The sequence below is a fragment of the Streptomyces sp. NPDC093221 genome (assembly GCF_044753885.1).
In the GTDB taxonomy this organism is placed as follows: Bacteria; Actinomycetota; Actinomycetes; order Streptomycetales; family Streptomycetaceae; genus Actinacidiphila.
The window spans coordinates 255,837-276,074 of record NZ_JBIVOA010000006.1 but is presented as its reverse complement, the minus strand read 5'-3'; the positions used below and the strand labels follow the sequence as shown (position 1 = coordinate 276,074).

Here is a 20,238-nt window from a genome sequence, read left to right as displayed (position 1 = left end):
TCAGGGCCCCGTACCTGCCCCGCATACGCCGTACGGGGCCGCAGGACGCTCGTAGGAGGCCGCAACCGGGCCCCGCGGACCCGAATGGCGTACGAGAGCCCGTACGCGGCCCGAGAGCCCGTACGCGGTCCGGAGCGCGTCAGATCGCGACGAGGGTGTCCAGGGGGGCGTCCCCCAGGACCCGGGCCAGCCGCGCCCGGCCGCCGAGGAAGCCCAGCTCCAGCAGGACGGCCACGCCCGCGACGGTCGCGCCGGTCCGCCGGATCAGCTCCAGCGAGGCTTCCGCGGTGCCGCCGGTGGCCAGGACGTCGTCGATCACCAGGACGCGGTCGCCCTCGGCGAAGGCGTCGACCTGCACCTCGATCTCGGCGGTGCCGTACTCCAGGTCGTACGACTGCGCCAGGGTCTTTCCGGGCAGTTTGCCCGCCTTGCGGACCGGGACGAAGCCGAGGCCCGCGCGGGCGGCGGCCGGGGCGGCGAGGATGAAGCCGCGGGCTTCGAGGCCGACGACCTTGGTGGCGCCGTGCCGCGCGCACAGGGCGGCGAGGGCGTCCACCAGGGCGCTGAAGGCGACGGGGTCGGCCAGCAGCGGGGTGATGTCCTTGAAGATCACGCCGGGCTGGGGGTAGTCCGGTACGTCGCGGATGCGGCCGAGCAGCAGTTCCCTGAGCTCGGCGGAGGCTGCGTCCGTGGTGGTCATCGCGCTACTTTCGTCGGTTCATGTCGCGTCGGTCCATGACGTGCTTGTCGTTCCACGGCGCTTCGGGCCATGGAGCGCTCGTCGGTCGACGAGGGTCGGTCGATGAGGTTCGGTCGATGTGGTTCGGGAAACGGAAAATCGCCGCCGCCCGGTCGGTGTCGACCGGGCGGCGGCGATTCACGGTCAGCGCCGCTTGCCCGAGGGCCGGTTGCGGCCGCCGCGGGTGCCGCGGTTGGCGGACGCGCCGCGGGTGCCGCCGGAACGGCTGCCCGGGGCGGTGCCCTGGGCCCGCGGGCCCACCACACCGGCGCCGGCCGCTGCGGCTTCCGCCTGGTCGTCGTCCCCGTCCCCGTCCTCGGGGTCGGCGGGCTCCTCGCCGCGGGCGGCCGCCTCGGCGGCCTTCGTGGCGTCGGAGGCCCGGCGGGCGAGCACCCGCTTGCGGACCTGCTTCATCGCCGGGTCGCGCTCCTTGAGGTCCGCGACGATCGGAGTCGCGATGAAGATCGAGGAGTACGCACCGGCGGTGAGGCCGACGAACAGCGCGAGCGCGATGTCGTTGAGCATGCCCGCGCCGAGGATGCCGCCACCGATGAAGAGCAGCGCGCCGACCGGCAGCAGGGCGACGACCGTGGTGTTGATCGACCGCACCAGGGTGCCGTTGAGGCTGCGGTTGGCGATCTCGCTGTAGGTGTACCTGTTCTGCTTGGTGATGTCCTTGGTGGACTCCTTCAGACCGTCGAAGACGACGACGGTGTCGTAGAGGGAGTAACCGAGGATGGTGAGCAGACCGATCACCGTGCCCGGTGTGACCTCGAAGCCCACGATGGCGTAGACACCGACCGTGATCGTGAGGTCGTGGAGGAGGGCGATCAGTGCCGCGACGGCCTTGCGCCATTCGAAGGCGATGGCCAGATAGGCGACCACCAGCACCAGGAAGATGATCAGACCCTGAAGGGCCTTGTGGGAGATCTCCTTGCCCCAGCTCGGACCGACGATCTGCGCGTCGATGTCCTTGAGCGGGATGCCCAGTTCCTTGGAGATGTTCTGCTGGACGGACTTGGACGCCTCGGTGGAGATGTCGCTGACCTGGATGCGGAGCTTTCCGCTGCCCAGCTTCTGGATCGTCGCGTCGTGGCCGGCGGTGTGGCCCTCGATCTTGCTCTGCGCGTCCGCGACCGAGATGGAGGTCTTGGCCGTGGTGAAGTCCGCGCCGCCGGAGAACTCGATGCCGAGCTTGAGGCCGTTGACCACCAGGCCGACCGCGGCGACGACCGTGATCAGGATCGATACGCCGTACCAGATCTTGCGGTGGCCGACGAAGTCGTACGCGATCTCGCCGCGGTGCAGCCGGTGACCGAGATTGCTGAGCTTGGACATCAGGCTTCCTTCGTCTCGGTGGGCCGGTTGTGGCGGACGCTCCGACGCAGCGGCGCCTTCACGCCGAGCGCCTTGGGATCGAGACCGGACCACCTGTGGCCCTGAGCGAAGAACGGGCGACGGGCGAGGATCGTCATCAGCGGCTTGGTGAACAGGAACACCACGACGACGTCGAGCACGGTGGTGAGACCGAGCGTGAACGCGAAGCCCTGGACCTTGCCGACCGTCACGGTGAACAGCACGGCGGCGGCGAGGAAGGACACGAAGTCCGACACCAGGATGGTGCGCCGGGCGCGCGGCCAGCCGCGGGCGACCGCGGGTTGCAGCGAGCGGCCCTCACGGAGCTCGTCCCTGATCCGTTCGAAGAAGACGATGAACGAGTCGGCGGTGATACCGATGGCGACGATGGCACCACAGACCGCGGGCAGGTTCAGTGCGAAGCCGATCGCCTCACCGAGCAGACACATGATCGTGTAGGTGAGCGCGCCCGAGACCACGAGGCTCGCGAGCGCCACCAGGCTCAGTCCGCGGTAGTAGGCGAACATGTAGAGCACGACCAGGACGAGGCCGACGGCGCCGGCGATCAGACCGCCGCGGAGCTGCTCGCCGCCGAGGGCGGGAGAGACCGTGGTCGTGTCCTGGATGGAGAACGCCAGGGGCAGCGAGCCGTACTTCAGCACGTTCGCCAGGTCCTCGGCGGACTTCTGGGTGAAGCTGCCGGAGATCTGGGCGCTGCCGCCGGGCAGGGCCTGGGAGACCGACGGGGCCGAGACGACGTTGCCGTCCAGGTCGATCGCGAACTGGTTGTTCGGCTGGGCCTGGGAGGCGAGGTCGCCGGTGACCTTGGTGAACTGGCTGGCGCCCTTGGAGTCGAACGTCAGGTTGACGACCCAGCCGTTGCCCTGCTGCGAGTCGAAGTTCGCGCTGGCGCCGGAGACGCGCTTGCCGTCGATCAGCGTCGGGCCGAGCGCGTACTTGATCCACTGGTTGCCCTGCTGACCGCAGGCGACGACCTTGTCACCGGGCTTGGTGCCCTTGCTGGCCGCGGTGCGCTGCGTGGGGTCGGTGCAGTCGAGCTTGTCGAGCTTCGCCTGGAGGTCGGCGGGGATCGACAGGTCGGCGGCGCCCGTGCCGGGCGTGGTCGCCGGGTTGCTGGGCGTCGCGGTGGGCGTCGGTGTCGGCGCCTTGTTCACACTCGACTTCAGCGCGTCGGTGACGGCGCGGCCCTGCGGACTGGACGTGGTGCTCCCGGTGGCCTTCGGGGTGCCCGTCGCGCTGGGCGTGCCGCTCGGCTTCGGCGTCGTACCGCCGGAGGCAGAGGGGCTGGCCGAGGGCTTGGGCGCGGCCGTGGCCGGGTTGCCGTCCGCGGCGGTCAGCACCTGGCGGAAGGCGAGCTGCGCGGTGGTGCCCACCTGCTGCTCGGCCTGGGCGGCGTTGGTGCCCTTGGGGATGTTGACGATGATGTTGTTCGATCCCTGGGTCTGCACCTCCGCCTCGGAGACACCGAGTCCGTTGACACGGCGGTTGATGATGCTGACCGCCGTGTTCATATTGGACTTGGTGACCGCGTTCCCCTGGTCCGCCTTGGCGGTCAGCGTGATGCTGACACCGCCGGCCAGGTCGATGCCCAGTCGGGGAGTGGTGTTGCCGGAGAGGAACATTCCTCCGGTCAGCGCCACCAGGGCGATCACGATCACGGCCAGAGCGCGCCCGGGGTATCCCTGACTCCCCGGGGACGGCCTGCGGCCCTTGTTGGCTGCTGCCACCTTCTTGATTCTCCCTGTCCTACCGCCCCTGAGCCTGCACGCTCATGGGGTGGCCACGAAGTTGTGAGAGCCGGACCCTTACTTGGACGTGGAGTCGGGACCGTCCTGCCCCGGCGCGTCCTCGGTCTTGCTCAGATCGATGCGGTGCTCGCCCGAGTCCTTGGCGTCCTTCTTGACGTCGTCCGTCGCAGCGGCATCCCCGGAAGCCGCGTCGGCGGTGACGTCGCCTTCGGTGTCCTCGGTGTCGTCGTGCTCGATCTCCTCCGGCTCGATGCCGTGCACGATCCGGTTGAACTCCTCTTCGGCCAGCACGGCGCCGATGGCGTTCTTCGCGAAGTGTGCGTGCACCCCGTCCGTCAGCTCAAGGAGGACCGTCTCCTCGTTCACTTCCTTGACCACGGCGTACATGCCACCGATCGTGCGGACGCCCGATCCGGGCTCCATCTGGTTCCGCATGGTCAGTGCCTGGCGCTGCTTGTTCTTGGCCGAGCGCGTCATCATGAACATGACGCCAACAATCAGGACCAAGGGGAGGAGAGTGACGATACTCACGGTCTGGACGTTCCTTCGCACGGCCAACGTGGGGCTGGCCTGGGTTTCGGGATGTGGGTGCCGATCCGGAGGAAGGGCGTCGGCGGAGTCTAAGCGCTGGCTCGCCGCCTGAACAACGCCAAGCATGGCACTGGGGTTCCTGAAGGGGCGAGTCTATCGGCGGTCACGGTCCGAACAACCCGCTCTGTCCGGGTCCGGCGGGATTGTGCGGCGGTACCAGACCGAGGTGCGTCCAGGCCGCGGGCGTGGCCACCCGGCCGCGCGGTGTCCGGGCCAGCAGGCCCTCCCTGACGAGGAACGGCTCGGCGACCTCCTCGACGGTCTCGCGCTCCTCGCCGACCGCGACGGCGAGCGTGGACAGACCGACGGGCCCGCCGCCGAAGAGCTTCAGCAGCGCCTGGAGCACGGCCCGGTCCAGCCGGTCGAGACCGCGCTCGTCCACCTCGTAGACCTCCAGCGCCTTGGCGGCGATCTCCCGGCTGATCACACCGTCCGCCCTGACCTGGGCGTAGTCGCGGACCCGGCGCAGCAGCCGGTTGGCGATCCGGGGGGTGCCGCGGGAGCGTCCGGCGATCTCGGCGGCGCCGTCGTCGGCGACCTCGACGTCCAGCAGCCCGGAGGAGCGGCGGATGACCTTCTCCAGCTCGGCGGGGGCGTAGAACTCCATGTGGCCGGTGAAGCCGAAGCGGTCGCGCAGCGGGGGCGGCAGCAGTCCGGCCCTGGTGGTGGCGCCGACCAGGGTGAAGGGCGGCAGTTCCAGCGGGATCGCGGTCGCGCCGGGGCCCTTGCCGACGATCACGTCGACCCGGTAGTCCTCCATCGCCATGTAGAGCATTTCCTCGGCGGGCCGTGACATCCGGTGGATCTCGTCGAGGAAGAGCACCTCGCCCTCCTGGAGCGAGGACAGGACCGCGGCGAGGTCGCCCGCGTGCTGGATGGCGGGTCCCGAGGTGATCCGGATGGGCACGCCCATCTCGGCCGCGATGATCATCGACAGCGTCGTCTTGCCGAGGCCGGGGGCGCCGGAGAGCAGGACGTGGTCCGCGGTGCCCTGGCGCTGGCGGGCGGCCCTGAGCACCAGGTCGAGCTGCTGCCGTACGCGCTCCTGTCCGATGAACTCCCCCAGGTCCTTGGGGCGCAGCGCCGCCTCGACCGCCTGGTCCTCATGGTCGGCGGTGGCGCCGACCAGTCGCTCCGGCCGCTCGTCGGTGGCGTCGTCCCAGTTCATGGTTGGTCTCTCGGGTCGGTGTGGGGTCGGCGGTACGGACCGGCGTCACCGGTACGGGTGCGGCCGGCGGCGTCAACAGGGCGGTCAGCGGGTGCGGTTGAGGGTCTGGAGGGCCGCGCGCAGCAGCGCGCCGACGTTCGGCTCCCGCTCGGCCTCGGCCTGCGGGGTGACGGCGGCGACCGCCTCGTCGGCCTCGCGGGTGGCGTAGCCGAGGCTGAGCAGCGCGGCGTGCAGCTGCTCGCGCCAGGAGTCGCCGACCGGGCTGCCGATTCCCCGGTCCGCGCCGGAGCCGACCGGTTCGCCCAGCCGGTCCTTCAGCTCCAGGAGCAGCCGCTGCGCTCCCTTCTTGCCGATGCCGGGCACCGCGGTCAGCGCCTTCTCGTCGCCGACCGCGACCGCGGAGCGCAACGCGTCCGGGGTGTGCACGGCGAGCATCGTCTGGGCGAGTCTGGGGCCGACTCCGCTGACGGTCTGGAGCAGTTCGAAGACCTGCCGCTCGTCCTCGTCCGCGAAGCCGTAGAGGGTGAGCGAGTCCTCGCGGACCACCAGGGAGGTGGCGAGCTTGGCGGGCTGGCCGATCCGCAGCGCGGCCAGGGTGTTCGGGGCGCACTGGACGGCCATGCCCACGCCGCCGACCTCGATGACCGCGGTGTCGGGGGCGAGCGCGGCGACCTGGCCGCTGACGAAGGCGATCACTTGGCGGACTCCTGGGCTCGTACGGGGCGGTGGGCGGCGATGGCCTGCTGGAGGCGGTTGGTGGCGGCGCCGCGCCAGATGTGACAGATGGCCAGTGCCAGCGCGTCGGCGGCGTCGGCCGGTTTCGGCGGGGCGTCGAGCCGCAGCAGCCGGGTCACCATCGCGCCGACCTGCGCCTTGTCGGCCCGGCCGCTGCCGGTGACGGCGGCCTTGACCTCGCTGGGGGTGTGCAGGTGGACGGGCAGGCCGCGGCGGGCGGCGCACAGCATGGCGACCGCGCTCGCCTGGGCGGTGCCCATCACGGTGCGCACATTGTGCTGGCTGAAGACCCGCTCCACGGCGACCGCCTCCGGGCGGTGTTCGTCGAGCCACTCCTCGATGCCGCGCTCGATCAGGACGAGCCGGTCGCCGATCTCCGCGTCGGCCGGGGTGCGTACGACGCCGACGCCGACCATCGTCAGCGGGCGTCCGGGAACGCCGTCCACCACTCCGATGCCGCACCGGGTCAGACCCGGGTCCACGCCGAGCACTCGCATGCCGCCCCCTTCCGCGCCCGTCAGCCGCCGTCTTCGCCAACCTGTTCGTGCAGGTTATCGGTTGGGGCCGACAAACAGCGGAGGGGCCGACGGGGTGTGTCCCGTCGGCCCCTCCGGCTGACCGTCCGTCAGGGTCCGCTCGCGCGCGGCCCCGGCGTCACCGCCTGAGCGCGGCTCAGGCGTCGACCTTCTCCATGACCTCGTCGGAGACGTCAAAGTTGGCGAAGACGTTCTGCACGTCGTCGCTGTCCTCCAGCGCGTCGATGAGCTTGAAGATCTTGCGCGCGCCGTCCTCGTCCAGCTCCACCTGCATGGTGGGCAGGAAGTTGGCGTCGGCCGAGTCGTAGTCGATCCCGGCCTCCTGGAGCGCTTTGCGGACCGGCACCAGGTCGGTGGCCTCGCTGATCACCTCGAAGGACTCACCGAGGTCGTTGACCTCCTCGGCGCCCGCGTCGAGCACCGCGTCCAGCACGTCGTCCTCGCCCAGCTCAGCCTTGGGGACGATCACCACGCCCTTGCGGTTGAACAGGTACGACACCGAGCCCGGATCGGCCATCGAGCCGCCGTTGCGGGTCATGGCCACCCGCACGTCGGACGCGGCGCGGTTGCGGTTGTCGGTCAGGCACTCGATGAGCACCGCGACACCGTTGGGACCGTAGCCCTCGTACATGATCGTCTGGTAGTCGGCGCCACCGGCTTCGAGACCGGCGCCGCGCTTGACCGCGCTGTCGATGTTCTTGTTCGGTACCGAGCTCTTCTTCGCCTTCTGGATGGCGTCGAACAGCGTCGGGTTGCCGTCCGGGTCGGCGCCACCGGTCCGCGCCGCGACCTCGATGTTCTTGATCAGCTTCGCGAAGAGCTTGCCGCGCTTGGCATCGATCACGGCCTTCTTGTGCTTGGTCGTAGCCCATTTAGAGTGGCCGGACATCCGACTGTCTCCTTCGCGTCACCAAATGCTGTCTTTCGTCGCGCCGTCGATCCTACCGGGATCCGGTCAGCCCGCCGCGCGCACAGTGTCCACGAAGAATTCATGGACCCGGTGGTCGCCGGTCAGTTCGGGGTGGAACGACGTGGCGAGCACATTGCGCTGACGGACGGCGACGATGTGGCCACCGTACTCGGCGAGCACCTCCACGTCCGCACCCACCGACTCGACCCACGGCGCGCGGATGAAGACGCCCTCGACCGGGCCGCCCTCGACGCCCGTGACGTCGACGACCGCTTCGAAGGACTCGTTCTGCCTGCCGAAGGCGTTGCGGCGGACGATCATGTCGATGCCGCCGAAGGTCTCCTGGCCGGACCTGGGGTCGAGGATCTTGTCGGCGAGCATGATCAGTCCCGCGCAGGTGCCGTAGACCGGCAGGCCGCCGCGGATCGCCTCGCGCAGCGGTTCCATCAGGCCGAAGAGCACGGCGAGCTTGGAGATGGTGGTGGACTCGCCGCCGGGTATCACCAGGCCGTCGATTCCGGCCAGTTCCTCCGGGCGCCGGACGGGACCGGCCGCGGCGTCCGCCGCGGCCAGTGCCGTCAGATGCTCCCGGACGTCGCCCTGGAGTGCCAGGACGCCGATGGTGGGAGAGCTGGTCATCGTCGCCTTACCAGCCGCGGTTGGCGTAGTGCTCGGACTCCGGGAGGGTGTCGATGTTGATGCCGACCATGGCCTCGCCGAGGTTGCGGGAGGCGTCCGCGATGACCTTCGGGTCGTCGAAGAAGGTGGTGGCGCGGACGATCGCGGCGGCGCGCTTGGCCGGGTCGCCGGACTTGAAGATGCCGGAGCCGACGAAGACGCCCTCGGCGCCGAGCTGGCGCATCAGCGCGGCGTCGGCCGGGGTGGCCACACCGCCCGCGGAGAACAGCACGACGGGCAGCTTGCCCAGCACCGACACCTCCTTGACCAGCTCGTACGGGGCGCGCAGGTCCTTGGCGGCGGCGTACAGCTCGTTGTTGTCCAGGCCCTTGAGGCGGGAGATCTCGCCCTTGATCTGGCGCAGGTGGCGGACGGCCTCGACCACGTTGCCGGTGCCGGCCTCGCCCTTGGAGCGGATCATGGCCGCGCCCTCGGCGATCCGGCGCAGGGCCTCGCCGAGGTTGGTGGCGCCGCAGACGAAGGGGGTGGTGTAGGCCCACTTGTCGGAGTGGTTGACCTCGTCGGCGGGGGTCAGCACCTCGGACTCGTCGATGTAGTCGACGCCGAGCGCCTGGAGGACCTGGGCCTCGACGAAGTGGCCGATCCGGGACTTGGCCATCACGGGGATGGACACCGCGTTGATGATGCCCTCGATCATGTCCGGGTCGGACATCCGGGCCACGCCGCCCTGCGCGCGGATGTCGGCCGGAACCCGCTCCAGTGCCATGACGGCGACGGCGCCCGCGTCCTCGGCGATCTTCGCCTGCTCCGGGGTGACGACATCCATGATCACGCCGCCCTTGAGCTGCTCGGCCATACCGCGCTTGACGCGTGCGGTGCCGGTCTCGGGGGTGGTGGCGGAGGGGCTGGTGGACACGGTGACCTCACTCGCTGACGAAATCGGTGGCTTTTCTCCATGGTCCGGCCGGTCGCCGGGGGCGGGAAAGGGCCAATTCCGCCGCGGTGGCTCCCCGCGGGCCGGCGGGTGGCCGTGTGGCCCGCGCGGATCGGTGTGTCCGGCGGGTGCAGGTGCGCTCCGTGGTGCCGGGGCGTTCAGTGCGACCCGGCGCCGTCCGCCGTGAGCGGCACCGGCGGCTCGTCGTCCATCTCGAAGGCCAGCGGGAAGGGGGCGTGGCCCGCGAGCCGGAACCAGCGCACCACGCGGTGTCTGCGGACCGCCCGCGCGGCGCGTACCGCGTCGTTGTGGAAGCGCCGGGCCATCGGCACCCGCCGTACCGACTGGGTCAGCTCCTTGATCGCCTCGGTGCCGCCCGGCGCCTCCCCGATCTCGGCGACCGCGCCCGGCTCGGAGAAGACCGCGCGCAGCGCCTGGCTCAGCTCGCTCTCGGCGACCTCCCGCTGCTCCGGCTCGGCCTGCCGGGCGGCGTGCGCGGACTCGTACAGCACGATCGACGCGGCCGGGTCCAGCACACCGGCCGTGGCCAGTTCCTGGGCCACCGAGGCGCGGCGCAGCAGTTGCGCGTCCAGGGCGGCGCGCGCCGCGTCGATCCGGGCGTGCAGGCGGTCGAGGCGCCCGGCCGTCCAGCTCAGGTAGAGGCCGATCGCGACGATCGCGACCGCGACCCAGATGATGGTGGTCACTGTCAGTCCCTTGCCAGGCCGAATCTCGCCCGAAGGCTGGTGCGTTCGTCCGCGGCGACATGCGCGGCGCCGTCGGTGACGGTCTCGTAGACGGACAGGATGTCACCGCCGACCACCGACCAGTCGAATCGCCGCACATGGGCGCTGCCGCGGGTGCGCAGTTCGGTTCGGCGGGCGGGGTCGCCGAGCAGCCGCAGGGCGGCGGCGGCGAGCGCGTCGGCGTCCTCGTTGGCGAAGAGTTCGCCCGCCGCGCCCTGGTCGAGGACCTGCGCGAAGGCGTCGAGGTCGCTGGCGAGCACGGCGGCGCCCGCCGACATCGCCTCGACCAGGATGATCCCGAACGACTCGCCGCCGGTGTTGGGCGCCACGTAGACGTCGACGCTGCGCAGCAGCCGCGCCTTGTCCTCGTCGCTGACCATGCCGAGGAATTCGACCCGGTCGCGCATCGCCTCGGGCAGCGACTCGACGGCCTCCTCCTCGTCGCCGCGGCCCGCGACCAGCAGCCGGGTGCCGGGCAGCTCGGCGAGGATCTTCGGCAGTGCCCGGATCAGCACGGGCAGGCCCTTGCGCGGCTCGTCGATCCGCCCGATGAAGCCGATCGTGCCGCCCTGCCACTCCTTCTTGGGCTCGGCCCGCGCGAAGAAGTCCACGTCGACGCCGTTGGGGATGACGACCGCGTCGCCGCCCAGGTGCTCGACCAGGGTGCGGCGGGCGTACTCGCTGACCGCGATCCGGGCTCTGATCTTCTCCAGCGCGGGTTGCAGGATCGGGTACGCGGCGATCATCGCGCGCGACCGCGGGTTGGAGGTGTGGAAGGTGGCCACGATCGGGCCCTGCGCCGCCCAGCAGGCCAGCAGGCCGAGCGAGGGCGAGGCGGGTTCGTGGATGTGGATGACGTCGAAGTTGCCGTCGTGCAGCCAGCGGCGGACCCGGGCGGCGGACAGGAAGCCGAAGTTGAGCCGGGCGACCGAGCCGTTGTACGGGACCGGCACGGCGCGGCCCGCCGACACCACGTACGGCGGCAGCGGTGTCTCGTCGTCGGCGGGGGCGAGCACGGAGACCTCGTGGCCGAGGCCGATCAGGTGCTCGGCGAGGTCGCGGATGTGGAACTGGACGCCGCCGGGGACGTCCCAGGAGTACGGGCAGACGATCCCGATCCTCACGTTTTCTCCGTTCCGGAGTGGTCAGGTGGGCCGCCGGCCGTACCGCCCGCGCCCGACGGGCCGTCCGTGCCGGCCGTGCTGTGGGCGCCGTCCGTGCCGTCGGCCCTACCGGCGCCTTCGGCCGCGGCGGTGCCCGGGCCGCCCCGCGGGGAGACGCCGGACGTGCCCTCCGCCGTTGCTCCCGCGCTCTCCCCCGCCGTGTCGGCGCCGCCTGCCGGGGGTTCGGGGCGGGGTTCGAGGTCGGACAGCCACAGGCGTTGCAGCATGTGCCAGTCCTCGGGGTGCTCGGCGATGCCGGAGGCGTACGCGTCGGCCAGTCGCTGCGTCATCGCGGCCGTCTTGGACGTACGGTCGCCGGTCGCGGGGACCTCGACCGGCGGGTGGACGCGACCGCGCATGACGGGCGACTCGTCGTACCAGAGGGTGACGGGGAGCAGCAGCGCTCCGGTCTGCTGGGCGAGCATGGCCGGGCCCGCGGGCAGCCGGGTGCGCTCGCCGAAGAAGTCGACCTCGACGCCGCTGGCCGACAGGTCGCGGTCGGCGACCAGGCAGACCAGGCCGCCGGACCGCAGCCGCCGGGCCAGGGTGCCGAAGGCGGCGCCGCCGGTGTGCGGCAGCACCTCCATGCCCAGGCTCTCGCGGTAGGCGACGAAGCGGTCGTACAGCGTCTCGGGCTTCAGGCGCTCGGCGACGGTGGTGAAGGGGGTGTCGAGCGCGGTGGTCACCCAGGCGCCGGCCAGGTCGTAGTTGGCCATGTGCGGCAGCGCCAGGATGACGCCGCGCCCGGCGGCGAGGCCGTCGGTCAGGTAGTGGACGTCGGCGGGGTCGAAGCCGCCGCGGATGCGGTCCTTGCTCCAGGCCGGGAGCCGGAAGGACTCCATCCAGTAGCGCAGGTAGGACCGCATGACCGAGCGCGACAGCGCGCGCAGCCGTGCCTCGTCGGCGTCCGGCACGACCCGGACCAGGTTGGCCTCGAGGCGTCGGACGCCCTTGCCGCGCTGCCGCCACGTGACGTCCGCGATGGCGCGGCCGAGCGCTCGGGCGGCCGGTTCCGGCAGCGTCTTGACCGCGCTCCAGCCGAGCCCGTAGAGCCCGTCGGCGAGGCTCCCCCTGAGCCGCGCGGCCCGGGAGGCGTCCTCGCTCACGCGCTGCTCCCCTGCCCCGCGGCGGCGGCTGCGGCGTCGGCCTCCGCGGACTCGCGGCGTACGGTGACGACCCGCTGGACGAGGGTGACCAGGCTGCCCGCGGCGACCGCCCACAGGGCGATCGGCAGCAGGTACTGGATGCCGGGGACGCCGAATTTGTGCAGTCCGGCGAAGCCGCACAGGGTCAGCGTGATCACCAGGCGCTCGGCGCGCTCGACCAGGCCGTTGACGTTCACCGGCAGGCCGATCGCCTCGCCGCGCGCCTTGGTGTAGGACACCACCTGGCCGCTGGCCAGGCAGAAGATCGTCACCGCGCACAGCACGAGGTCGTCGCCGCGGCCCGCGTACCACATGGCGAGTCCGCCGAAGATGCCCGCGTCGGCGACCCGGTCGAGGGTCGAGTCGAGGAAGGCGCCCCAGCGGCTGGAGACCCCGGCCTGGCGGGCCATGTTGCCGTCCACCAGGTCGGAGAAGACGAAGAGCGTGATCACCACGGTGCCCCAGAAGAACTCGCCCCTGGGATAGAAGGCCAGTGCGCCCGCCATGACACCCGCGGTGCCGAGCAGGGTCACCGCGTCGGGGCTGACCCCCTTGCGGAGCAGAAATGCGGCGAACGGCGTGAGAACACGCGTGAAGAACGCACGCGCGTACTTGTTCAGCATGGCCTTCCCGACAGGTCGGAGGATGGTGTCACGGCGGCCGGAGCGGCAGCCGGATGGCCCATCGTAGCCAGCCCGCGCGCACCGGATGTCCCAGGCCGTGCCGGAGCGGCGGGGGCGGCGGCCCGGCGTACGACGTATGGACGCACCCGGACGGCCGTGGGAAGGTCGAAAGACCGCGGGCGTCGTCGAGGCCGCCTGTGCGTTGAGCGGTCTCCCGTGGCGCCCCTGTGACGCGCCCCCCACCGAGGGCGCGGTCCGTGCAGTGAGGACCGGGAGGCGAGAACGCGTGGGTGGTGCAGCGGACAGGAGAGACGCGCAGCCAGGAGCCGCCGGAAGGGCACCGGCGGCCGACCGCCCCGAGAACGTGCGCAATGTGGTGCTGGTCGGCCATTGCGGATCGGGCAAGACGACATTGGTGGAGGCGCTGGCGCTGACCACCGGCGCGGTGAACCGGGCGGGCCGGGTCGAGGACGGCGGCTCGGTGTCCGACCACGACGAGATCGAGCAGCGGCAGCAGCGCTCCGTACAGCTCTCGCTCGTCCCCGTGGAGTGGGGCGGGATCAAGGTCAATTTGCTGGACACCCCCGGCTACGCCGATTTCGTCGGGGAGTTGAGGGCCGGTCTGCGCGCCGCGGACGCGGCCCTGTTCGTCGTGTCGGCCGCGCAGGACGGCGAGGGCATCGGCGGCGCGACCCGGATGGTGTGGGAGGAGTGCGCGGCCGTCGGGATGCCGCGGGCGGTCGTGGTGACGCACCTGGAGTCGGTGCGGGCCGGTTTCGAGGAGATGGCGGCGCAGTGCGCGGCGGAGCTGGGCGGCGACTCCCCCGATTCGGTGCTGCCGCTGTATCTGCCGGTGCACGGGCCCGCGGGCCCCGACGGCCACGCCCCGGTGACGGGCCTGGCGGGGCTGCTCTCGCAGCGGGTGTACGACTACGCGTCCGGCGAGCGGGCCGAGGCCGAGCCGGACGCGGCGCTGGCGCCGCTGGTGGAGCAGGCGCGCAACCGGCTCATCGAGGGGATCATCGCCGAGAGCGAGGACGAGACCTTGATGGACCGCTACCTCGGCGGCGAGGAACTGGACGTCAAGACGCTCGTCGACGACCTGGAGCGGGCGGTGGCGCGCGGCTCCTTCCACCCGGTGCTGGCCGCCGCGCCCGCCGCGGACGGCGCCCGGCAGGGCCTGGGCACCGTGGAGCTGCTGGAGCTGATCACCGGCGGTTTCCCGACCCCGCTGGAGCGGGAGGCGCCGCCGGTCACGACGCCGGACGGCGGCGGGCGCCCCGCGCTGGTCTGCGACCCGGAGGGGCCGCTGGCCGCCGAGGTGGTCAAGACGTCCTCGGACCCGTACGTGGGCCGGATCAGTCTGGTGCGGGTCTTCTCCGGCACCCTGCGGCCGGACGAGACGGTGCACGTGTCGGGCCACGGCATGGAGGACCGCGGGCACGAGGACCACGACGTGGACGAGCGGGTCGGGGCGCTGTCGTCGCCCTTCGGCAAGCACCAGCGGCCGGTGCCCTCGGCGGGCGCGGGCGATCTGGTGTGCGTGGCCAAGCTGACCCGCGCCGAGACCGGCGACACGCTCTCGGCCAAGGACGGGCCGCTGCTGATGGAGCCGTGGGTGATGCCGGACCCGCTGCTGCCGATCGCCATCGAGGCGCACAGCAAGGCCGACGAGGACAAGCTCTCCCAGGGCCTGGCGCGGCTGGTCGCCGAGGACCCGACGATGCGTCTCGAACAGAATCCGGACACCCGGCAGGTCGTCCTGTGGTGCCTGGGCGAGGCGCACGCCGACGTCGCCCTGGAGCGGCTGCGCAACCGGTACGGGGTGCAGGTCGACGCGGTGCCGCACAAGGTGTCGCTGCGGGAGACCTTCGGCGAGCCGGTGACGGCCCGCGGGCGGCACGTCAAACAGTCCGGCGGGCACGGGCAGTTCGCGATCTGCGACATCCAGGTGGAGCCGCTGCCGGTCGGCTCCGGCATCGAGTTCGTGGACAAGGTGATCGGCGGGGCGGTGCCGCGGCAGTTCATCCCGTCGGTGGAGAAGGGCGTCCGCACCCAGGCCGCCCGCGGGGTCGCGCTCGGCTTCTCGGTGGTCGACATCCGGGTCACCCTCACCGACGGCAAGGCGCACTCGGTGGACTCCTCCGACGCCGCCTTCCAGACCGCGGGCGCGCTCGCCCTGCGCGAGGCCGCCGCGGGCGCGCCCATCCATCTGCTGGAACCGGTCTGCGAGGTCGGCGTGCTGGTGCCGGACGCGTACGTCGGTTCGGTGATGAGCGATCTGTCGGGGCGGCGCGGCCGGGTGCTGGGCACCGAACCGGCCGCAGACGGGCGGTCGGTGGTGCGCGCCGAGGTCCCGGAGATCGAGATCGGCCGCTACGCCGTCGATCTGCGGTCGCTGTCGCACGGCACCGGCCGGTTCAGCCGGCACTACGCGCGGCACGAGCCGATGCCCGCCCAACTGGCCACGAGACTGCGCCGGCAGGAGGAGAAGGACGAGGCGACCGCGCACGGCAGATGACGGGCGCGCGACGGAGAATCAGCGCCGGCGGACGCCGGAACAGCGCCGCTAAGTCGCCAAGTGGACATGTCCGCTGGCCAATCGGCGGCTCGCGGCCACGCCGCGGGCCGTCGCGCCGCTAATCTGGAGACTGCTCCGAACGTGTGACGTTCACCCGTGCGGGGAATGGGCCGGTCGGAGCCGTATGGACCGGTGAACCGGTGGATGTACGGGACTGGCGACTGGGGGCCTGTGGTGACGGACGGTATCGGGTTCGATTTCAGCCCAGGTGCGCAGATTCCGCTGACCGGCAGCGACGGTGAGACCGGTGCGACCCAGGCGCTGGCGTCCGCCGCGTACCGCGACACTCCGGTGACGACGCTGGTCGACGCCAACAGCGAGGCGAGCGTCAAGGCGCCGCGGCTGTCGCTGTTCGCGCCGAATCTGGGCGAGGCGTTCTCCCGCGCCATCCAGGTCAGGATGCTGGGCGCGGCGCGCAGTGAACTGGTGCAGTCCTTCGGTGTGGTGCCGCAGACCGTGGTGGAGCACGCGCTGGCCGCCAACCGGATCCGGCAGGAGCGCGACAACCGGCTGACCGTGGTGATGGGCGTGTGCGGGGTGCTGTTCCTGCCCGGCGTGCTGCTCTGGCTCGGCGCCTTCCAGTTGCGCAAGTCGCTCGGGTCGCTGAAGGCGCGGGGCAACAAGTCGGGGGCCTTCGGGGCCGTCGTGCTGGCCGTGGCCGCCGCCTTCACCGTGCTGCTCGCGGTACGGCCGCCGTTCAGCGGTTTCTGGCAGCAGTATTTCCGCGTCCTGATGATCGCGCCGATCATCGGCTGGTTCTGGGCGAAGCGGATCTGCGAGGCCACCGCGAAGGATCTGCGCAGCCGCTGGGCGGGCCTGGTCGCGGGCACCGCGGTCGGCGCGAAGATCCCCGAGGCGGTGCCGCGCAACCCCAACCAGACCCGCGCGGAGCTGCTGCGGCAGAGCCTGGCCAAGCTGTCCGCGGAGCAGAACAGCAATGTGGTCTTCTACGCGGGGCCCAAGGGCATACTCGGCATGGGCAGCCGGTGGGCGAACTGGCAGATGGCCGAGGAGCTGATCCCGCGCGAGGGGCTGGCCGAGATCCACCCGTTCCGGAGCTGGGACGTCATCCGCGCCATCCACGACCAGCTACGGATGATCGAGCGCGGCCCGCTGCACACCGGCGGCTTCCCCAAGCCGTCGATAAAGCACTGGGTCGTGGTGCCGGTCGGCGAGGGCGCGGGCAAGATCTCCCGGCCCACCGGACCCGAGGTCGACTCGTTCTCGGTCAAGGACTTCGAGATCCAGCGGATCTGCAACACGCAGCAGTTCGGCAAGGGCAACCGGCACTATCTGGGCATCCAGTTCACCCTCTGGGACGGCAATCTCGTCATCACGCTGATGACGACGGTGACGGTGCTGGCGCACACCCTGCGGATCGAGGTCACCGGGCACGCGCTCGGCCCGATCCACGGGATCTTCACCTCCGGGCCGCCCGCGAAGGAGAAGACGATCACCAAGCCGGTGAAGTTCTGGGAGACCAGGACCGTACAGCTCCCGCTGATCGAGTCGGACGAGGTGGTACGGCTGGCCGCCCGCGCGCCGCTGACCCGCTTCCCCGCCGTGCTGGACTACCTCGGCGGCACGCTGAAGCTGCCCGAGCCGTTCGGGCTGCGGCACACGTGGGCCGACAAGCCGTGGAAGCACCGGTTCATGGCCGACGACGCGCTGCGCGCGGCCACTCCGGTGCTGCGGGCGGTGCACGCCGCCGCGATCCAGGTGATGAGCGAGAACGGCGTGGACACCTCGCACTTCACCAGCCGCTCGATGATGCTGAGCGGTCTGTCACAGAGCGTGGAGCCCAGGAAGGCCGACGCGTACGACGCCTAGGACCTGTCCGGGCTCCGGCTCCGGCTCCCGCTCATGCGGGGTTCAGGGCGACGGGACGTTTCAGGACGACGGGACGTCCGTCAGGAGGGCCAGACGTCCGCGAGCATCTTGCGGGTGTCGGCGAGGAGCTGCGGCAGCACCTTCGTGTGTCCGACGACCGGCATGAAGTTGACGTCGCCGCCCCAGCGCGGCACTACGTGCTGGTGCAGGTGCGCGGCGATCCCGGCGCCCGCCACATCGCCCTGGTTCATCCCGATGTTGAAGCCCTGCGCGCCGGAGGCGGACCGCAGGGCGGTCATCGCCTGCTTGGTCAGCACGGCCAGTTCCGCCGTCTCGGCGCCGTCCAGCTCGGTGTAGTCGGCGACGTGCCGGTAGGGCACCACCATGAGGTGCCCGCTGTTGTACGGGTACAGGTTGAGCACCGCGTACACGTGCTCGCCGCGCGCGATGACGAGGCCGTCCTCGTCGGACTCGGCCGGGACCGCGCAGAACGGACATCCGTCACCGGCACCGGGGCCGGTGGGCTTGTTCTCGCCCTGGATGTACGCCATCCGGTGCGGGGTCCACAGGCGCTGGAACGCGTCCGGCACCCCCGCTCCGATCTGCTGTTCCGGCTCACTCGTCATGCCGTTCAGCATAGGACTTCCCCCGGAGCACGCGTGCTGCGGGGGAAGTCCCGGATCTCACGGGCGGCGGACGTCGGCGCCGTCAGACCTGGATGCGGCGCTCCACGGCGTCCACCATCTCGGCGATGGCCTCGTCGCGCGGAATGCCGTTCTTCTGCGAGCCGTCGCGGTAGCGGAAGGAGACCGTGCCGCCGGACATGTCCTCGTCGCCGACGATGACCATGTACGGCACCTTCAGCTTCTGCTGGTTGCGGATCTTCTTCTGCATGCGGTCGGAGGACGCGTCCACGTCGACCCGCAGGCCCTTGCGCCTGGCCTCCGCCGCGAACTCCTGGAGGTACGGCACGTGCGCGTCGCCGATCGGGATGCCGACCGCCTGCACCGGGGCGAGCCAGGCCGGGAAGGCGCCCGCGTAGTGCTCGAGCAGGACGGCGAAGAACCGCTCGATCGAGCCGAACAGCGCGCGGTGGATCATCACCGGGCGGTGCTTGGTCCCGTCGGGGCCGGTGTACTCCAGGTTGAACCGCTCGGGCAGGTTGAAGTCGAGCTGCACGGTCGACATCTGCCAGGTGCGGCCGATGGCGTCCTTGCACTGCACGGAGATCTTCGGCCCGTAGAAGGCGGCGCCGCCCGGGTCGGGGACCAGCGGCAGCCCCTGCTTCTCGGCCACCTTGCGCAGCGTCTCGGTGGCCTCCTCCCAGACCTCGTCGGAGCCGACGAACTTCTCCGGGTCCTTGGTGGACAGCTCCAGGTAGAAGTCAGTCAGTCCGTAGTCGCGCAGCAGATTCAGCACGAAGGTGAGCGTGGTGTCCAGCTCGTCGGCCATCTGCTCCTTGGTGCAGTAGATGTGCGCGTCGTCCTGGGTGAAGCCGCGGGCCCGGGTCAGACCGTGGACGACGCCGGACTTCTCGTACCGGTACACGGTGCCGAACTCGAAGAGCCGCAGCGGCAGTTCGCGGTAGGACCGGCCGCGGGCGTCGAAGATCAGATTGTGCATCGGGCAGTTCATGGGCTTGAGGTAGTAGTCCGTGCCCTCGTCGAGCTGCATGGGCGGGTACATGCCGTCGGCGTACCAGTCCAGGTGGCCCGAGGTCTCGAACAGGGTGCCCTTGGTGGCGTGCGGGGTGTAGACGAACTCGTACCCCTCCTCCTCGTGCCGCCTGCGCGAGTAGTCCTCCATGGTGCGGCGGATGATGCCGCCCTTGGGGTGGAAGACCGCGAGGCCCGAGCCGATCTGCTCGGGGATGGAGAAGAGGTCCAGCTCATTGCCCAGCTTGCGGTGGTCGCGCTTGGCGGCCTCCTCCAGGAAGTCCAGATGCGCCTTCAGCTCTTCCTTGGTGGGCCAGGCGGTGCCGTAGATCCGCTGGAGCATCGGGTTCTTCTCGCTGCCGCGCCAGTACGCCGCCGCGTTGCGCATCAGCTTGAACGCCGGGATGTTGCGGGTGCTGGGCAGGTGCGGACCCCGGCAGAGGTCCTTCCAGCACAGCTCGCCGGTCTTCGCGTCCAGGTTGTCGTAGATGGTCAGCTCGCCGGCGCCGACCTCGACGTCCGCGCCGTCGTCCGAGGACGCGGCGCCGCCCTTGAGCCCGATCAGCTCCAGCTTGTACGGCTCGTCGGCCAGCTCCTCGCGGGCGGCCTCGTCGGTCACGACCCGGCGCGAGAAGCGCTGGCCGCGCTTCTGGATCTCCTGCATCTTCTTCTCGACGGCCTTGAGGTCGTCGGGGGTGAACGGCTTCTCGACGTCGAAGTCGTAGTAGAAGCCGTCCTTGACCGGCGGGCCGATGCCGAGCTTGGCCTCGGGGTGCAGCTCCTGCACGGCCTGCGCCATCACGTGCGCGGTGGAGTGCCGCAGGATGTTGAGGCCGTCCTGGCTGGTGATGTCCACCGGCTCGACCTCGTCGCCGTCGGCGAGGGCGTACGCGAGGTCCTTCAGCTCGCCGCCGACGCGGGCGGCGATCACGGACCGCTCGCCGGGGAACAGTTCGGCCGCGGTCGTGCCCGTCGTGACCGTCCGCTCTTCCAGCTCAACGGAATCGCGTTTGATGATCACACGGACATCTGACACCGGTCTGCTCCTGACTCAGGTCCTGCTGGCTGTGGTGACTCGGCGGCGGCGGGCGCCGCACCGCTGAATCGTACCGAGCCGC

18 protein-coding genes are annotated in these 20,238 nt (G+C 71.0%); 2 read left to right on the top strand and 16 right to left on the bottom strand.

Translation table 11 applies throughout. The features are described 5' to 3' along the window. Window positions 1-139 precede the first annotated feature (139 nt). The 14 genes from ACIQCJ_RS24065 to pgsA form a co-directional block, all read right to left on the bottom strand. Window positions 140-700, bottom strand: a complete 561-nt coding sequence (locus ACIQCJ_RS24065) for an adenine phosphoribosyltransferase (protein ID WP_355332509.1) — start codon at window positions 698-700, stop codon at window positions 140-142. Window positions 701-883: 183 nt separating this feature from the next. Next, the gene (secF, locus tag ACIQCJ_RS24060) at window positions 884-2,077 is read right to left on the bottom strand and encodes a protein translocase subunit SecF (protein WP_402712468.1); all 1,194 of its coding nucleotides are present in this window, start codon (window positions 2,075-2,077) and stop codon (window positions 884-886) included. Then, entirely contained in the window at window positions 2,077-3,843 is a 1,767-nt protein-coding gene (secD, locus tag ACIQCJ_RS24055; RefSeq protein ID WP_355332515.1) for a protein translocase subunit SecD, read from the bottom strand. The genes secF and secD overlap by 1 nt, the downstream gene beginning before the upstream one ends. A 78-nt stretch (window positions 3,844-3,921) precedes the next feature. Then, entirely contained in the window at window positions 3,922-4,395 is a 474-nt protein-coding gene (yajC, locus tag ACIQCJ_RS24050; RefSeq protein ID WP_355332517.1) for a preprotein translocase subunit YajC, read from the bottom strand. A gap of 163 nt (window positions 4,396-4,558) precedes the next feature. Next, window positions 4,559-5,623, bottom strand: a complete 1,065-nt coding sequence (gene ruvB, locus ACIQCJ_RS24045) for a Holliday junction branch migration DNA helicase RuvB (RefSeq protein ID WP_402712466.1) — start codon at window positions 5,621-5,623, stop codon at window positions 4,559-4,561. An 84-nt stretch (window positions 5,624-5,707) separates the two neighbouring features. Then, window positions 5,708-6,319: a Holliday junction branch migration protein RuvA gene (ruvA, locus tag ACIQCJ_RS24040; protein WP_355332522.1), complete on the bottom strand. Its 612-nt coding sequence runs from the start codon at window positions 6,317-6,319 to the stop codon at window positions 5,708-5,710. Next, window positions 6,316-6,855 carry a crossover junction endodeoxyribonuclease RuvC gene (gene ruvC / locus ACIQCJ_RS24035; RefSeq protein WP_401855083.1) on the bottom strand — a complete coding sequence of 180 codons (540 nt, stop codon included), beginning with the start codon at window positions 6,853-6,855 and terminating at the stop codon, window positions 6,316-6,318. Before ruvC ends, ruvA begins: the two co-directional genes overlap by 4 nt. Before the next feature lie 175 nt (window positions 6,856-7,030). Next, window positions 7,031-7,783, bottom strand: coding sequence for a YebC/PmpR family DNA-binding transcriptional regulator (locus ACIQCJ_RS24030; RefSeq protein WP_188285213.1), 753 nt, complete (start codon window positions 7,781-7,783; stop codon window positions 7,031-7,033). A 66-nt stretch (window positions 7,784-7,849) separates the two neighbouring features. Continuing rightward, window positions 7,850-8,443: a pyridoxal 5'-phosphate synthase glutaminase subunit PdxT gene (gene pdxT, locus ACIQCJ_RS24025; RefSeq protein WP_355332527.1), complete on the bottom strand. Its 594-nt coding sequence runs from the start codon at window positions 8,441-8,443 to the stop codon at window positions 7,850-7,852. 7 nt (window positions 8,444-8,450) lie between these two features. Further along, the gene (pdxS, locus tag ACIQCJ_RS24020; RefSeq protein ID WP_355332529.1) at window positions 8,451-9,359 is read right to left on the bottom strand and encodes a pyridoxal 5'-phosphate synthase lyase subunit PdxS; all 909 of its coding nucleotides are present in this window, start codon (window positions 9,357-9,359) and stop codon (window positions 8,451-8,453) included. A 176-nt stretch (window positions 9,360-9,535) separates the two neighbouring features. After that, entirely contained in the window at window positions 9,536-10,084 is a 549-nt protein-coding gene (locus ACIQCJ_RS24015) for a hypothetical protein (RefSeq protein WP_355332532.1), read from the bottom strand. A gap of 2 nt (window positions 10,085-10,086) precedes the next feature. Continuing rightward, on the bottom strand, window positions 10,087-11,247 hold the full coding sequence (locus tag ACIQCJ_RS24010; protein WP_391160824.1) for a glycosyltransferase: 1,161 nt from the start codon (window positions 11,245-11,247) through the stop codon (window positions 10,087-10,089). Next, window positions 11,244-12,392, bottom strand: a complete 1,149-nt coding sequence (locus ACIQCJ_RS24005; RefSeq protein ID WP_355332536.1) for a phosphatidylinositol mannoside acyltransferase — start codon at window positions 12,390-12,392, stop codon at window positions 11,244-11,246. The genes ACIQCJ_RS24010 and ACIQCJ_RS24005 overlap by 4 nt, the downstream gene beginning before the upstream one ends. Then, entirely contained in the window at window positions 12,389-13,054 is a 666-nt protein-coding gene (gene pgsA / locus ACIQCJ_RS24000; protein WP_402712465.1) for a phosphatidylinositol phosphate synthase, read from the bottom strand. Before pgsA ends, ACIQCJ_RS24005 begins: the two co-directional genes overlap by 4 nt. A gap of 286 nt (window positions 13,055-13,340) precedes the next feature. On the opposite strand from pgsA, the gene ACIQCJ_RS23995 reads away from it, so the two are divergent. Beyond that, entirely contained in the window at window positions 13,341-15,575 is a 2,235-nt protein-coding gene (locus tag ACIQCJ_RS23995; protein ID WP_391046583.1) for an elongation factor G-like protein EF-G2, read from the top strand. A gap of 204 nt (window positions 15,576-15,779) precedes the next feature. Continuing rightward, entirely contained in the window at window positions 15,780-17,465 is a 1,686-nt protein-coding gene (locus ACIQCJ_RS23990) for a hypothetical protein (protein WP_355332546.1), read from the top strand. Window positions 17,466-17,545: 80 nt separating this feature from the next. Here the strand turns inward: ACIQCJ_RS23990 and ACIQCJ_RS23985 are convergent, their stop codons facing one another. Together ACIQCJ_RS23985 and thrS are read right to left on the bottom strand one after the other, a co-directional pair. After that, entirely contained in the window at window positions 17,546-18,103 is a 558-nt protein-coding gene (locus ACIQCJ_RS23985) for an HIT domain-containing protein (RefSeq protein ID WP_188285222.1), read from the bottom strand. Window positions 18,104-18,173: 70 nt separating this feature from the next. Further along, window positions 18,174-20,156 (bottom strand): threonine--tRNA ligase, encoded by a 1,983-nt coding sequence (gene thrS / locus ACIQCJ_RS23980; RefSeq protein ID WP_391160829.1) that lies wholly within the window; start codon window positions 20,154-20,156, stop codon window positions 18,174-18,176. Between the last annotated feature and the right edge of the window lie 82 nt (window positions 20,157-20,238).